At 59.1% G+C, this 15538-nt stretch carries 14 protein-coding genes; 9 read left to right on the top strand and 5 right to left on the bottom strand.

From position 1 onward, the window contains the following. The first annotated feature begins 6 nt into the window (after positions 1-6). Together AC07WT_RS07660 and AC07WT_RS07655 are read left to right on the top strand one after the other, a co-directional pair. Complete coding sequence (locus tag AC07WT_RS07660; protein ID WP_494946607.1) at positions 7-612, top strand: thiamine pyrophosphate-dependent enzyme; 606 nt, start codon at positions 7-9, stop codon at positions 610-612. A 130-nt stretch (positions 613-742) separates the two neighbouring features. Continuing rightward, positions 743-1507: a helix-turn-helix domain-containing protein gene (locus tag AC07WT_RS07655; protein WP_494946606.1), complete on the top strand. Its 765-nt coding sequence runs from the start codon at positions 743-745 to the stop codon at positions 1505-1507. Positions 1508-1525: 18 nt separating this feature from the next. On the opposite strand, the gene AC07WT_RS07650 is transcribed toward AC07WT_RS07655, so the two are convergent. The 3 genes from AC07WT_RS07650 to pruA form a co-directional block, all read right to left on the bottom strand. Further along, entirely contained in the window at positions 1526-2689 is a 1164-nt protein-coding gene (locus tag AC07WT_RS07650; protein WP_494946605.1) for an NAD(P)/FAD-dependent oxidoreductase, read from the bottom strand. 61 nt (positions 2690-2750) lie between these two features. Beyond that, positions 2751-3965 carry a pyridoxal phosphate-dependent aminotransferase gene (locus AC07WT_RS07645; RefSeq protein WP_494946604.1) on the bottom strand — a complete coding sequence of 405 codons (1215 nt, stop codon included), beginning with the start codon at positions 3963-3965 and terminating at the stop codon, positions 2751-2753. A gap of 78 nt (positions 3966-4043) precedes the next feature. Further along, positions 4044-5597: an L-glutamate gamma-semialdehyde dehydrogenase gene (pruA, locus tag AC07WT_RS07640; RefSeq protein WP_494946603.1), complete on the bottom strand. Its 1554-nt coding sequence runs from the start codon at positions 5595-5597 to the stop codon at positions 4044-4046. 291 nt (positions 5598-5888) lie between these two features. On the opposite strand from pruA, the gene AC07WT_RS07635 reads away from it, so the two are divergent. From AC07WT_RS07635 to AC07WT_RS07605, 7 genes are all read left to right on the top strand, one after another. Next, positions 5889-6809: a LysR substrate-binding domain-containing protein gene (locus AC07WT_RS07635; RefSeq protein ID WP_494946602.1), complete on the top strand. Its 921-nt coding sequence runs from the start codon at positions 5889-5891 to the stop codon at positions 6807-6809. Between the two features lie 104 nt (positions 6810-6913). Beyond that, positions 6914-7789 carry an HTD2 family dehydratase gene (locus AC07WT_RS07630; protein ID WP_494946601.1) on the top strand — a complete coding sequence of 292 codons (876 nt, stop codon included), beginning with the start codon at positions 6914-6916 and terminating at the stop codon, positions 7787-7789. Positions 7790-7809: 20 nt separating this feature from the next. Beyond that, positions 7810-8970 carry an acyl-CoA dehydrogenase family protein gene (locus AC07WT_RS07625; RefSeq protein WP_494946600.1) on the top strand — a complete coding sequence of 387 codons (1161 nt, stop codon included), beginning with the start codon at positions 7810-7812 and terminating at the stop codon, positions 8968-8970. A 10-nt stretch (positions 8971-8980) separates the two neighbouring features. After that, the gene (locus tag AC07WT_RS07620) at positions 8981-10159 is read left to right on the top strand and encodes a CaiB/BaiF CoA transferase family protein (protein WP_494946599.1); all 1179 of its coding nucleotides are present in this window, start codon (positions 8981-8983) and stop codon (positions 10157-10159) included. A 24-nt stretch (positions 10160-10183) separates the two neighbouring features. Next, positions 10184-11560, top strand: a complete 1377-nt coding sequence (locus AC07WT_RS07615; protein WP_494946598.1) for an MmgE/PrpD family protein — start codon at positions 10184-10186, stop codon at positions 11558-11560. Then, positions 11553-12380, top strand: a complete 828-nt coding sequence (locus tag AC07WT_RS07610) for an HpcH/HpaI aldolase/citrate lyase family protein (RefSeq protein ID WP_494946597.1) — start codon at positions 11553-11555, stop codon at positions 12378-12380. The genes AC07WT_RS07615 and AC07WT_RS07610 overlap by 8 nt, the downstream gene beginning before the upstream one ends. A gap of 26 nt (positions 12381-12406) precedes the next feature. After that, the gene (locus tag AC07WT_RS07605) at positions 12407-13885 is read left to right on the top strand and encodes an aldehyde dehydrogenase (RefSeq protein WP_494946596.1); all 1479 of its coding nucleotides are present in this window, start codon (positions 12407-12409) and stop codon (positions 13883-13885) included. Positions 13886-14146: 261 nt separating this feature from the next. Here the strand turns inward: AC07WT_RS07605 and AC07WT_RS07600 are convergent, their stop codons facing one another. Both AC07WT_RS07600 and AC07WT_RS07595 read right to left on the bottom strand, forming a co-directional pair. After that, a complete protein-coding gene (locus tag AC07WT_RS07600) occupies positions 14147-14620 on the bottom strand; it encodes a VOC family protein (RefSeq protein ID WP_494946595.1) in 474 nt (157 codons plus the stop codon). Between the two features lie 80 nt (positions 14621-14700). Next, complete coding sequence (locus AC07WT_RS07595) at positions 14701-15510, bottom strand: NAD(P)H-dependent oxidoreductase (protein WP_494946594.1); 810 nt, start codon at positions 15508-15510, stop codon at positions 14701-14703. Positions 15511-15538: the final 28 nt, after the last annotated feature.

Raw genomic sequence — 15538 nt, 5'->3', positions numbered from 1 at the left:
ACGAACATGACTCAGCAGACGACGCCCCTGAACCGTCGACTGACGGTGAAGCGGATTCTCCGCGATCGGCAGCAGGACGTTCTTGCAGTGACCAGCCTTGGCAATCCGACCTTCGATGTGGCCGCCGCCGGCGACACGCCACAGAACTTCTACCTGTGGGGTGCGATGGGAGGCGCCGTCAGCTTCGGTCTCGGTCTTGCGCTTGCACAACCTGAGAAACGCGTGATCGTGTTCGTTGGCGACGGCGAAATGATGATGGGACTGGGATCGCTGGCAACCGTAGGCGTTGATCGGCCGGCCAATCTCTCCATCGTCGTTATCGACAACGAACACTACGCGGAAACAGGTATGCAACTGGCCCACGCGGGGCGAGGTGTCGACATCACGGCAATCGCGCGCGCGGCCGGATTCGAAAAGGCGACGACGATCTACGCCGAGGGCGAGCTCGAGGAGTATGTCGACGTCATTCTGAAGGCATCGGGTCCCGTGCTCGCCACGGTGAAGGTCGGAACCGATCCCGAACCGACCGCCCTCCCCCCACGTGACGGTCCGTACCTGCGAAGCCGTTTCCGTGAAGCATTGCTTGGCGCCAAGGCCCACGCGAGTCAATAAGCACCAAGGCGCGGATTCCTGCAGGAAAGCGGTGGAGCGGCTAGCTGCCGCCCCACCGCTTTCTTCGCTCCCGCCCCGGATTACACCCCCTGTACAATCGGGATCACTGTGACTTCACGCTGATCCCCTTATGCCCGCCAAGGCCTATTCCGATATGTTGGTGGAGGTCTTTCGACAGCTGGACCGGCAGCCCGAGATGCTCGAGCGCGTCTTCGATTGTTTTCCGGACGTGCTGTACTACATCAAGGACGCCCAGGCGCGCTATCTTTCCGTTAATCAAACGCTCATCAACCGAAGTGGGATGTCGCGCGACGATGTGATTGGCCAGACGGCCGACCAGCTATTTCCCGTGACCGGTGCAAGCACCAACGCGCAAGATCTGAACGTTATCGAAACCCAGTCTCCCATTGTCGATCGCCTGCGCCTCTACTCGTCAGGATCGGGGCATCGATACTGGTGCCTGAGCTCCAAGTTCCCGGTACTCAACGAGGACGGGCAAGCGATCGGACTGATCGGCATCTCGCGCGATCTGCCTCGCCCCGACGAACGGCACCACGGCTACCGCCGCTTACTGGAATATCTGGATTATCTGGAACAGAACCTCGGACAGAACATCCTGGTCACTGAGGCGGCGGAACGCGCCTCCATCTCTGTCGACACGTTGGAACGTCTGACCCGTGAAGTGTTTCATCTGACGCCCAAGCAACTGCTGATGAAATTGCGGATCGATCACGCGTGCAAGCTGCTCGAAACGACTGACAACAGCATTACTGATATCGCGACGGACTGCGGCTACGCGGACCACAGCGCTTTTGCGCGGCAATTCAAGTCCGCCACGCACCTCACGCCCCGACAGTATCGAAACGCGCGAGGGCGTGGCCTGCATTCACACTGATCGACCGCCTGCCGGGTGCTAGTAAACACCCTCTTCGATCACAAGTTGGCCCGACGTGAGCCGCGCCGGCGATAGCGGCGAGAGGTCCAAAGTTCTGAACTCGCCGAAGGCCAGCAGTTCAGCCATTGCACGACCGACACCGGGACTGTGCATCATGCCGTGGCCGCTGAAACCGGCCGCCACTAACGAGTTTTCCGGCCCCGACTGACCGACGATGCCGTTCTGGTCGAGGATGTTGTATTCGTAGTAGCCAGCCCATGCGTGTTCCACGCGTAGCGCCTCAAACGCGGGGATCCGCTCTGCCAGCGTCGGCCAGATGATCTCGTCAAATTCGGAAAACTGCACGTCGAGTGGCAGGTTATCCAGATCCATCTCCGTCGAGGGCGAGACGATGCACAGGAAATGGTTCTGTTCCCTACGCAGGTACACGCCAGACGTGTCGATCAGGATCGGCATATCCGGGATCGACGTCGGGCATGAAACGACGAACGCCGAACGCCGTCTTGGCCGAACCGGCAGATCGACACCGACGCTTTTGGCAAGAGGCGCGCACCACGCTCCGCTTGCATTCACGAACGTATCCCCGGAGATTTCTCGCCCATCCGTCAGTTCGACATGGGTAATCCGGTTTCCGCGTGTACGGTAGCCCGCCGCTTCACCCGTGGCGAAATGAACGCCCGCCTCGCGCGCACGGTTTCTGAACCACTGCATGACGCTGTACCCATCGAACCAGCCTTCGCCTGCAAGGCCTTCAACGGCATAAGTCAGATCGCCGACGTTCATCCACGGGTAGCGCTGCTGCAACGCTTCAGCGGAATGTTCCTGCAGCTCGACGCCTAACGATCTGGCGAGCGAGCTCCGCCGACGTAGCACACTCTCTTGCTGCGCATTACCCACGAACAGATAGCCGCAATCCACCAGATCGACACCGGCCCCGTACTGCGCCTTCTCCCGCTCGCAGGCGGAGAAGAAGTCGTAGCCGAACTGCGATAGCTGAATGCAGATGGGCGTTGAAAACTGCTGGCGGATCGAACTGGCCGAGAGCGACGATGACGCGATCTGATAGGTCGGATCTTTTTCGATCACCCAGATCTCACGTCCGGGCGTCTTCTGGAGGCTCAGGAAATACGCGATTGAACAACCAATCGCACCACCACCCGTGATGACAATCCTTTCGCTCATGATTTACCTTCGAAGGCTCGTTGGGCTCCTGAGAGCCGAGCAGTGTGTGACTAATGGACTATCAGACCGCTACAGTTTCGAGGCTTTGACTCGCGGCGCGAATCCGGGCGAGCGCTTCGTTCAGGTCGTCGAGTGATGCGGCATAAGAGAGTCTGAAGTACGGCGAGAGCAGAAAACCGGAACCTGAAACCACCGCCACGTTCGCCTCTTCCAACAGGTACATGACGAAGTCATGGTCGTTTTCCAGAAGCCTGCCACTCGGCGTACGGCTTCCGATGACACCATGGCAGCCAACGAAGGCATAAAACGCGCCTTCGGGCTGGTTGCTATGGAGCCCCGGTATGTCGCTCAGCGTTTTGACGACCAGTTTCCGGCGCTCGTCAAAAGCCGATCGCGATGTCTCCACGAATGACTGATCCCCCGTTAGCGCTTCGATCGCTGCGTATTGCGACACCGATGACGCACTGGTGACAATCTGGCCTTGCACGAGATTCATGGCGCGGATGAGCGCAGCCGGTCCGGCGGAATAGCCAATCCGCCAGCCAGTCATCGAGTACACCTTGGACACGCCGTTGATGATGAGCGTCCGCTCCTGCAACTCCGGTGCCACGTTCAGGATATTGACGAACGGGCTTCCGGTATAGATGAGCTTTTCGTAGATGTCGTCCGACAGCACCCAGACATGGGGATGTCGACGCAGTACTTCCGCGATGGTGCGGAGTTCCTCAACCGAGTAAACCGCCCCGGTCGGATTCGATGGCGAATTCAGCATCAGCCACTTGGTGCGCGGCGTGATCGACGTCTCCAGCTGAGCGGCCGTCAGTTTGAACCCTGCCGCTTCGTCGCACGCCACGACGATGGGCGTGCCGGTCGCCATTTTGACGATCTCCGGATAGGAGACCCAGCACGGCGCGGGCACGATCACTTCATCGCCCGGATTGAGGGTCGCGAAAAAGGCCGCGAAAATCGCCTGTTTCGCACCAACCGACACGCTGACACCATCCACTGGGTAGTCGACACCGTTGTCGCACTTCAGTTTCGCGACGATCGCCTCGCGCAACTCCCGAATACCCGCGGCCTCCGTGTAGCGCGTCTTGCCTTCGCGCATCGCACGAATCGCTGCTGCCTGGATGTTCTCGGGCGTGTGAAAGTCTGGTTCGCCTTGCGACAGGGAAATAACGTTCTTCCCGGCACGACGCAGTTCTGCCGCTTTTGCTGCCATTGCCATCGTCTGCGCAGGGGCGATCTGGCCAATGCGGTCTGCAATGAAGCCCATTGTGTTCATTCCGTTCGTTTTAAAAGCCTACCGTGTGAACCGGGGCTGCCTGTCGGTGGCGCCCCGGAACACGCACGCTTACAGACGTTCAGCCACTGCCTTCATTTGCAGGAACTGCAAAAGGTAGTCAGGACCGCCCGTCTTGGTATCGGTACCCGTCAGATTGAACCCGCCGAACGGCTGAACCCCGACCAGCGCGCCCGTACACTTGCGGTTGAAGTACAGATTGCCGACGTGGAAATCACGGCGTGCTCGTTCGATGCGGCTGCGGTCGTTCGAGAAGAGCGCGCCGGTCAGCCCGTAGACCGTGTCGTTAACCACGGCCAGACCTTCCTCGAAATCCTTGACGCGAATCGCGGCGACGAACGGTCCGAACACTTCCTCTTGTGCAATGCGCGCGCGGGGCGACACGTCGCCGAAGATGGTCGGCTCAATCAGATAGCCGGCTGCATGCTCCACGGCCTTGCCACCCGTAAGCAGCTTGCCCTCGGTGTGACCGATATCGATATACGACAGCACCTTCTTGTACTGCAGTTCATTGCAGACCGGACCGAAACTCGGATTGTCCTTGGCTTCACTGACAACGAGTTCCTTCGTCTTCGCAACGACCTTCTCGAGCAATGCGTCGTAGACCGAATCCACCACGATCAGACGCGAGCAAGCCGAACACTTCTGGCCGGAATAGCCGAAGGCTGCCTGGATCACTGCAGCCGCTGCGTCATCGAGATTGGCCGTTTCATCGACCAGAATGGCGTCCTTGCCACCCAACTCGAGGAAAACCCGCTTGAACCATTTCTGGCCTTCGGCAAGCTTTGCAGCGGACTCGTTGATCTGGGCACCGGTTGCGAGCGAGCCCGTGAAGTTGATGAAGCGCGTCTTCGGATGGGCGACCAGATACGAACCAATTTCGCGTCCGGTACCCGGCAGATAATTCACCACGCCGGGCGGCAGACCTGCTTCGGCGAAGATGTCGAAGATCTTGGCCAGTGATACCACTGTATCTTCCGCAGGCTTGCAAACGACCGTGTTGCCCACCACAATCGCGCCGACCGTCATGCCGGTCATCAACGCCATCGGGAAATTCCACGGCGAAATCGTCACACCCACGCCCAGCGGGATGTAGAAGCTCTCGTTCTCTTCACCCGGATAATCAATCAGCGAACCGAGGCCGCCAACGTGCTTGATCGCCTGACGTGCGTAGTACTCGGTGAAGTCGATCATTTCCGCGACTTCGGCGCTCGCTTCGACATAGTTCTTGCCGATTTCATAGACCAGCCACGCCTCGAGCTCGCGCTTGCGCCTGCGCATGATTGCCGCAGCCTTCAACATGACGCGCGATCGATCTTCCTGGCTCCAACGTTTCCACGATTCGAAGGCGGTCCAGGCTGCTTCCAGCGCGGCGTCCGCGTGCTGCGTCGTCGCCTTGGCGGTATAGCCGACGATCTCGTCCGGATTCGAAGGATTCGTCGAGGCGAGTGTCGCTTCGGTCTGCACGCGCTCGCCATTGATCACCAGCGGATAGGTCTGGCCAAACTCTGCACGCACTTTTTTCAGCGCCTGCTGCATGTCTGCCTTGGCACTTTCGGTGTCGAACAAATCGAACGGCTCGTTCTTGAACGGCGCAATCAACATCGCTTTCTCCAGATTGAATGGTTTGGGCTGCTCTGCCGCCCTGAAGAGCGCAGCACGCTACCGTGAACCGATTGTCCGGCGCAAAAATGTTCCGGTCTTGATCTGGCTCCATCGATTCGTGCGGAATTTCGCATACTTATATAAACTGTACGGAAGTCGATATCCACTAATGAACCTTATTTATAAGGACATCTGTAAAATAATAAAAAAATATCGCAAATACCGATTTGCGGATTTCTGCTATTTGCTACACTGGATCAACGGGGCATCTCTTCATTCGGAGCACGTATCATGGCCATGCATTTCGATCTGGTTGATCTTCGTCTCATCACATGTATTGCTGAGACGGATAGCTTGACGCGGGGTGCCGAGCGGTTTCATATGTCCGTACCCGCAGCGAGCACCCGGATCAAAAATCTGGAAGAAAGCATGGGAGCCAAACTGCTGTATCGGACCAGCCAGGGGGTTACCCTCACGCCGCCGGGCCAAGCGTTCCTACATCACGCCCGGCTCGTCCTGTCGCAGCTCGAACAGTTGCGCGGCGACATGCAGGAGTACGCGCGCGGCATCAAAGGTCATGTGCGGATCTTTGCGAACACTACCGCTACGACTGAATTCCTGCCTAACGACCTGCGTGACTTTCTCGCCGACCATCCCGACGTGAACGTCGAGCTTCGCGAACGGTTGAGCCATGACGTGGTGCGTGCGGTCAGTGAAGGCACTGCGGACGTCGGGATAGTCGCGGGCAATGTCAGGCCCGAATCTCTGCAAGTCCTGCCGTACCGGTCAGACCGGCTCATATTGGCGGTCTCGAATTCGCACCCCCTCGCCGGAAAGACGTCCATTCCATTTGAGGAGGCCACCGGGTTTGACTTCGTCGGAATGCCCGAAGCTAGCGCGATTCATACCTTTCTGAACCGCGTAGCAAACGACATGCACAAGAAACTTCAGGTGCGAATTGAAGTGGGTAACTTCGAAGCGCTGTGCCGAATGATCGAGGCTAACGTGGGGATCGGGGTGTTGCCTTGCTCGTCAGCGGTGCGCTACGTCAAGACCATGAACATCCGGCTCGTTGAAATCGAAGACGACTGGGCAACGCGAAATCTGCTGATCTGCGTGCGCAACCTCGACCTGTTGCCGTCTTTCGCGCGGGAACTGGTCGACCTCCTCACGCAGAAGTGCAAAACCGATCATGAGCCCCAGCCGGCCTGAACGTCAGCAGTTAGTCTGCGTTTAAAGCCCTCTTCTCCACACACAAATTGTAGTCAGCAGACGGGTGCGTCAATCTAGCGCGAACGACGCTACCCGACGACCCAATGACTGCTGAACTCAACTACCTACGCTCCTGGATCGGCCGTACACAGGCCGAACGCGAATTCGTCTCGCCACGTCTCTCGCAACAACTCGCTGCTACGCTGGACTATGAGGACGTCCCGCGTACCGGCAGTCCGTTGCCGCCGCTGTGGCACTGGGCGCTTTTTCCCCACATTGTTTCGCAGTCACAGGTCGGCGCGGACGGACATCCGACACGCGGTGGATTCCTGCCGCCGGTGCCACTGCCCAGACGTATGTGGGCCGGAAGCCGCGTCCGGTTCGAGCGTCCGCTCGCGGTCGGCAGCGAAGTCACCAGGACGTCGCAGATTCTTGATATAGCGGCCAAGGAAGGACGCACCGGAAAGCTCGTGTTTGTACGTCTGCGTCACGAACTGGAAGACCTCGAAGGTCCGCTGATTTCTGAAGAACAGGACGTTGTGTACCGCGAGTCCGCAACGACAGCGTACGCCGTAGCAACCGGCCCGGCCGCACCGGTGGAGTTCACCTGGAAACGGGAGATCGTGCCCGACCCGGTCCTGCTCTTTCGCTACTCCGCCGATACCTTCAACGGGCACCGCATTCACTATGACCGCACCTATGCCCAGGAGCAGGAAGGCTATCCGGCGCTGGTCGTCCACGGGCCGCTGACTGCGACGTTGCTGATCGATCTCGTCCGGCGCAGCCTTCCCGGCGATTCGATCGCTTCTTTCTCATTCAAAGCGGTCAACCCACTGTTTGACCAGGCCCCGTTTCATCTCTACGCGGCCCGCGCCCCAGGATCGACCGAGGTAAAGCTCTGGGCAGCCAATTCCGATGGCGTGCTGTGCGTCGATGCCGAGGCGACGCTAACGGCACCCGCGTGTGTTTTTCAAAAATGAACTCTGAGGAGTAGAGACAAGTGCTGGCTAACGTTGACCCCTATCAGGACATTCGCGAAGCGGTTCGCGATTTGTGTTCCAACTTCCCCGCCGAGTATTTCCGCAAGATCGACGAGGAACGAGCCTACCCCGAGACCTTTGTGCAAGCCCTAACCGACGCCGGTTGGCTGGCAGCCCTTATTCCACAGGAATATGGCGGCTCGGGGCTCGGACTGACCGAAGCTTCGGTGATCATGGAAGAGATCAACCGCAGCGGTGGCAATTCCGGCGCGTGTCACGGGCAGATGTACAACATGGGGACACTGCTCAGGCACGGCTCGGCAGAGCAAAAGGCCAGGTACCTTCCGGAAATCGCCAGCGGAAAATTGCGGCTTCAGTCGATGGGCGTGACCGAGCCGACGACCGGTACCGACACCACAAAACTCAAGACGACTGCGGTTCGCAAGGGTGACCGTTATGTTGTCAATGGCCAGAAGGTCTGGATCTCGCGGGTTCAACACTCCGACCTGATGATTCTGCTCGCACGGACCACGCCGATTGATCAGGTCGCGAAGAAATCCGAAGGCATGTCGATCTTTCTAGTCGACTTGCATCAGGCGATCCGCAAGGGCATGACGGTTCGCCCCATCCCGAACATGGTGAATCACGAGACTAACGAGCTATTTTTCGACAACCTCGAGATCCCCGCCGAAAACCTCATCGGCGAAGAAGGCAAAGGCTTCAAGTACATCCTTGATGGCCTGAACGCTGAGCGGACGCTAATTGCCGCCGAATGTATCGGCGACGGGTACTGGTTCCTCGACAAGGTTTGTAAGTACGTCAAAGAACGCGTCGTCTTCGGCCGCCCGATCGGACAGAACCAGGGCGTGCAGTTTCCGATCGCCCGCGCGCACGTCAACGTCGAAGCTGCGAGCTTGATGCGCTACAAAGCCTGCGAGCTTTTCGACGCCAGGCAGCCCGCCGGCGCGCAAGCCAATATGGCCAAGCTGCTTGCGGCTGACGCCTCCTGGGAGGCGGCCAACGCGTGCCTGCAGTTCCACGGCGGCTTCGGTTTTGCGAACGAATACGACGTCGAACGTAAATTCCGCGAGACACGGCTCTATCAGGTCGCGCCGATCTCGACCAATCTCATTCTCTCGTACGTAGCCGAGCATCTGCTCGGGCTGCCACGTTCTTTCTAAGGGGAAGGACATGAAACCGCTGGACGGCGTGAAGGTCATCACCCTCGAACACGCGATTGCAGCACCCTTCTGTACCCGGCAGCTTGCGGATCTTGGCGCACGCGTGATCAAGATCGAACGCCCTGGTGTCGGGGACTTCGCGCGTGCCTATGATGAGCGCGTGCACGGCATGGCCTCGCACTTTGTATGGTGCAACCGCTCGAAGGAGAGCCTCACGCTAGACGTCAAGGCCCCGCAGGCGCAGGGGATTTTCGAGCGCCTGCTTGAGGACACCGACGTGCTGGTGCAAAACCTGGCACCCGGCGCCGCGGCGCGATTGGGGCTGTCGTATGAAGCGTTGCGTGACAAGTATCCCCGCCTGATTGTCTGCAACATCTCCGGTTACGGATCCGATGGTCCCTATCGCGACAAGAAAGCATACGACCTGCTGATCCAGAGTGAGTCCGGGTTCCTGTCGATTACCGGCGGTCCGGACTCACCGGCAAAAGCCGGCTGCTCCATTGCTGACATCGCTGCAGGGATGTACGCCTATACGAACATCCTCTCCGCGCTTCTGCAGCTATCGAAAACCGGGTTGGGGCGGGAAATCGACGTCTCGATGCTCGAGAGCATGGTGGAGTGGATGACGTATCCCCTTTACTACGCATTCGACGGCGCATCCCCGCCACCTCGCGCCGGCGCTGCTCACGCGACCATCTACCCCTATGGCCCTTTCCCCGCCGGCGATGCAAAGACAGTCATGCTGGGATTGCAGAACGAGCGTGAATGGGGTGTCTTCTGTGCGCAAGTCCTTCTGGCACCTGAACTCGCCGTCGATCCTCGTTTCAGTTCCAACTCGAAGCGGGTAGCAGCACGCGAGGAACTGCGCGAAATCATTGTCGCCGCATTCGGCAAACTGACTTCGGAAGAAGTCATCAGTCGGCTGGATACCGCGCAGATCGCCAACGCACGGATGAATGATATGCCCGACGTGTGGTCGCATCCTCAGCTTAAAGAACGCAATCGCTGGGTGAGCATCGACTCCCCTGCAGGCGCCATTCCCGCCTTGCTGCCGCCGGGCGTCAGTACAGCATCCGATGTCCGACTGGACGCCGTGCCCGCGTTAGGCCAACACACCGAAGCCCTTTTGAGTGAATTGGGTTTTTCGACCGATGCCATCCGCGAGCTTCGTGAAGCGGCCGTAATCTAACTCCCCAGTTAAGGTAAGCCTGTTATGAGCAATACCCAGATTCTTGCTTCGTTTGCGGCCAATCTCAAGTTTGAACAGATCCCTACAGACGTGGTAGCGCGCACGGAGGACCTTTTTCTTGACTGGTTCGGCTCAGCACTGGCCGGCCGGGGCGCGCGCCCGGTCGAGACGATCCAGAAGCACGCATTGGATTTCGGGCCGCAGTCCGGTCCCTGCGAAGTACTGATCTCCCGCCGAACGACCAGTCCACTCTTCGCGGCAATGATCAACGCCGCCGCATCGCACTTCGCTGAACAGGACGACCTCCACAACAGTTCGGTCCTGCACCCGGCAACCGTCGTCTTCCCCGCAGCGTGGGCCGCCGCGCAAGCGCTTGGCAGAAGTGGCAAAGAGTTCATCGCTGCATCTGTCGCAGGCTATGAAGTGGGCATCCGTGTCGGAGAATTCCTCGGCCGGTCGCACTACAAGATTTTTCATACCACCGGTACGGTCGGTACGGTCGCAGCCGCAGCAGCGGTCGGTAATCTCTTGCGATTGAGCGACGAGCAGATGGTGAATGCGTTTGGCTCCGCCGGCACCCAGGCAGCCGGACTCTGGGAATTCTTGAAAGACGCCGCGGACTCCAAGCAACTGCATACGGCCAAGGCTGCGGCGAATGGTCTTCTCGCAGCCTACCTGGCGGCCGACGGTTTCACCGGTGCGAAGGACATCTTCGAGGGCGCGAAAGGCATGGGGGCCGGCATGTCCACGCAAACGCATCCGGACAAACTCGCCGAAGCGCTCGGCGAGCGGTGGGCGCTGATCGAGACGTCTTTCAAGTATCACGCTTCGTGCCGGCACACTCATCCGGCAGCCGATGCTCTGCTGCAGGTTATTCAGCGCGAGAAGCTCGTGCCGGATGACATCGAGACGGTGGTAACCCATGTTCACCAGGCTGCAATTGACGTCCTCGGCCCGGTAACCGACCCAAAGACTGTTCATCAGGCGAAGTTCTCCATGGGCACCGTGCTCGCTCTGGTAGCGGAATTCGGCCACGCGGGTGTGCGTGAGTTCGACGGCCATTACAAGGAAAGCAGGATCGCGCACTTCTGCAAAAAGGTTTCGATGGTGCTCGACCCTGAAGTCGATACGGCCTATCCGTCACGCTGGATTGGGAAGGTCATCGTTCAGACGAAGGATGGCCGCACCTTCGAGGGCCGCGTGGATGATCCCAAGGGCGATCCGGGCAATACGCTCACGCGCGCTGAACTCGAGCACAAAACGATGACGCTGGGTTTGTATGGCCATGCGGCCACCGAAGACGAACTCAAGCGCTCAATCACATCGGTATGGACGATTACCGATGCAACCGTCGTACCCAAACTGCTCCCCGAATCGAAACTGGAGGCCCAACATGGCTGACCTTGCACCCCGCTCCTATCTCTTCGTTCCCGGCAACCGGCCGGACAGGTTTGCCAAGGCGGCTGCGTCGGGCGTCGATGTGGTCGTTATCGATCTGGAGGATGCAGTGCCTCCCAGTGAGAAGAAGATCGCTCGGGCGGCCCTCGCCGAGTGGCTGTCGACAAACAGTACGCCAGTCGCCGTGCGGGTAAATGATGTGAACAGCGAATGGTTTCGCGACGACATCGCCGTATGCCGTGCGCCATCCGTCGCCGCCGTCATGCTGCCCAAGACGGAACGCATCGACGATATCTTCCTTTGCGAGTTCGCGGGCAAGCCGACCGACATCCTGCCGATGATCGAGACCGCCCAAGGTTTTCGGAATGTGGTCGCTATCGCCCAGCACCGGCTAACCACCCGACTCGTATTCGGCAATGTGGATTTCCAGCTCGACCTCGGCATTGACGGCGACGATGAGCAGCTTCTGTACTTCCGCTCACAGATCGTCTTCGCCTCTCGCATCGGCAATCTGCTGCCACCGGTGGACGGCGTCAGCACCACACTCGACGATCCCGAGCAGATCACGCGCGACACGATCCGTGCAAAGCGGCTCGGCTTCGGCGCCAAGCTTTGTATTCATCCCAGGCAGGTGGCTGCGGTCAATGCCGCGTTCGTCCCCAGCGAGAAGGATGTCGAATGGGCGCACCGGGTTGTCGAAGGCGCAGCTGCATCCCACGGGGCGGCCGTTGCTGTGGACGGCCGCATGGTAGACAGGCCGGTCATTTTGAAGGCGCAGGAAATCCTGGCTGAGTCCCAGCGACGTCTGCCCCTTGGCGCCTGATTCAATATCAATTGGAGACGAGAGTCATGCAACGATTTGAGATGTACATCAATGGCGAATCTTGCCAGTCGACTTCGGGCGAATGGTTCGATACGGAAAATCCGTTCACGGGAGAAACCTGGGCGCAGATTGCAAAAGGCAACGGGACCGACGTCGATCGGGCTGTGCAAGCGGCGCATACCGCATTCAGTACAGGACCATGGTCACAGATGTCTCCGAGCCAGCGAGGCCTGCTGCTTCATCGGGTCGGCGACCTGATCGCGCGAGACGCAAAGCGGCTTGCCGAACTCGAAGTTCGGGACAACGGCAAGCTCATGGCGGAGATGCTCGGCCAGTGCCAGTATTTGCCCCAGTGGTATTACTATTTTGGCGGCCTGGCGGACAAGATTCAGGGCGCCGTCATTCCGCTCGACAAGAAGGGATACTTCAACTTCACGCGCAATGAACCGTTGGGCGTCGTCGCCGCGATCACGCCGTGGAATTCGCCCCTGCTACTGGCAACATGGAAGATTGCGCCCGCGTTGGCCGCAGGTTGCACTGTTGTGATCAAACCGTCCGAGTTCACTTCGGCGTCCACGATCGAGTTTGCGAAACTCTTCATCGAAGCCGGCTTTCCGCCGGGTGTAGTGAACGTCGTGACCGGATTCGGTGCGGACGTCGGCTCGCCTTTGGTGGAACACCCCCTGGTCAAGAAGATCACGTTCACCGGCGCAGATTCCACAGGCCGGGCGATCAACGAGGCGGCAGCACGTCAATTCAAACACGTTAGTCTCGAACTCGGCGGCAAGTCACCCAACATCGTGTTCGACGATGCCGATCTGGAAGACGCAGTGAATGGCGCGGTTTCCGGCATCTTCGCCGCGACCGGACAGACCTGTATTGCCGGTTCGCGGCTGTTGTTGCAAGAAAGCATCTACGACACGTTCGTCGACAAACTCCTGACGCTGGCACGTACCGCGAAGATGGGTGATCCGTCGAGTATGGATACACAGGTCGGGCCGGTAACGACGCGTCCTCAATACCAGAAAGTCCTGTCTTACATTGAAACCGCGAAGCAGGAAGGCGCGACGTTGCTGCTCGGTGGGAAGCCTGGCAGTGCACCGGAATGCGGTAATGGCTGGTTCGTCGAGCCAACCATTTTCGGTGACGTCAACAACAGGATGCGGATCGCACAGGAAGAAGTCTTTGGTCCTATCCTGTCTATCATCAAGTTCAAGGACGAAGACGAGGCGGTTGCACTGGCGAATGATGTGCGCTTCGGTCTGGGCTCAGGGGTCTGGACGAAAGGTATCGGCCGGTCCATTCGTGTCGCCGAAAGGCTGCAGGCCGGCATGGTCTGGGTGAACAGCTATCGCGCGGTGAGCTACATGTCGCCGTTCGGCGGCTACAAGGATTCCGGGCTTGGCCGCGAGAACGGTATCGACGCGATCCGCGAGTATCTGCAAACGAAGAGCGTCTGGATCAATACGGGGGTCAAGACTGCAAACCCGTTCGTCATGAGATAAATGTGACGATGCCCCGCGGCGTACCGCGGGGCCGTTCTGAATTCGAACTCAGGGCGACTGGGATAACGAAAGGATCACGCGTTGCCTTGCACAACGCTTCGCGTTCACGGCCGCGGCATTGCCCCCGACCGCCGACGTGCTTCGGGGGATCACCTCGAAGGTGAATCACAGGAATCGCTCGCCGGGCAATGACTGCCCGACGCTGTTAGAACTGTCTTGTCGAGTGCGAAGAAGAATTCAGGGAAGCGCTTTGCAAGCGTATCAGGACTTGATGCCCTGAGCTCCCCTGGTGCTCGGCGCCCGGACCTCTAACGTGACCCCTGCCCCTTCGTTGACCGTCTTGAAGTACGTGAAGCCGCTTCGATCATCGAGACGCCCGCGTGCCAGGACATCCAGTCCGGCGCTCGCTGCCTGTTCCTCCGCCTTGTCACAGCTCTCGACAGAGAAGCCGAGATGAAAAACACCCTCGCCGCGCGACTCCAGAAAGCGTCGTTGCGGCGTGTCCCCGTCTCCTGGCTGGCAAAGCTGCAGCTGGGCGTTGTCGATGTTCGCGAACTTATAACGCATCTTCAGAAAGGCTGGACGATCGTAGCCGTCCAGTTCGTACGCATCCATCGGCGGAAAATCTGTCCACGGACCGACTCCGATCGACTCGTAATACTTCACGGCCTTCTCAATGTCACGAACCACGATGCAGACGTGGTGCAGCTTCTGAAACATGGGCAGCTTTTCCATCGTGTGTTTCACTCCTGGTCAGTTTCGATGCTGGGCCACAGAAGCTTTCGAAAGCAGCTGCGGCCCGACGCCACACCGGATCATCCCGCGTTCGCAATCTTCTTCGGCGTGTACGTTTCTGCCGCATCATCATGCGACTGGCCGACGGCCGGGTTCCATTGGAAGCCGGAACGGGCCACCACACCTGGCTTCAGACGTTGGTCAGGACCAAAGTCCGCAAAGGGATGGAAGAACAGGGGCTCCGTGCTCTCGAGCGTGCGCAACCGCGCTGCGTAGGAGTCGAGGTACGCTTGCCGCTCCGCGGCGCTCACGCGGCCAGGCATCCACGACACATGCGGCGGCAGCACATCGAAGCCAAGGTAATTGAAGATCCCGTTGTGGATCGGCCAGAGAATGTGATTGATATCACCGTCGACACCGTCCGGTTCGTAAAGGCTCGCGGCCGTTCCCGTCGTGGTCGAGACCATCGCCTTGCGGCCCCTGAACATACCGGTCTCGTATTTTCGCCCGGTCGCATAGGCGAATCCGCGGGTCATCACGCGATCCACCCAACCCTTCAGAATCGCCGGCATCCCGAACCACCACATCGGATACTGGAAGATGATCAGATCGGACCAGAGCACCTTCTGCTGCTCGGCGTAAACATCCGGCGTCGATTTCGTGGACATCCCGAACATATGTTCCTGTTCCGCCGAGAGATCGAGGAAGTCAGGATTGAGACGCTCACCCACGAAGTCTTCGACGCCGAGTTCGGGCCGCCACTTCAGTTGATACAGGTCGGTTACCTGAACCTCGTGTCCCTGCGCTTTCAGGGTCGAGACAGCCGTATCTTTCAGCGCACCATTGAACGACCTGGGTTCGGGGTGAGCGAAAACGATGAGCACTTTCATGCGAAAAACTCCACAAAAAACCAGTTCA

It is taken from the genome of Paraburkholderia sp. GW821-FHT02A12, from assembly GCF_059422005.1.
The sequence above is the reverse complement of the archived record's forward strand: the minus strand, read 5'-3'. Positions and strand labels throughout refer to the sequence as shown.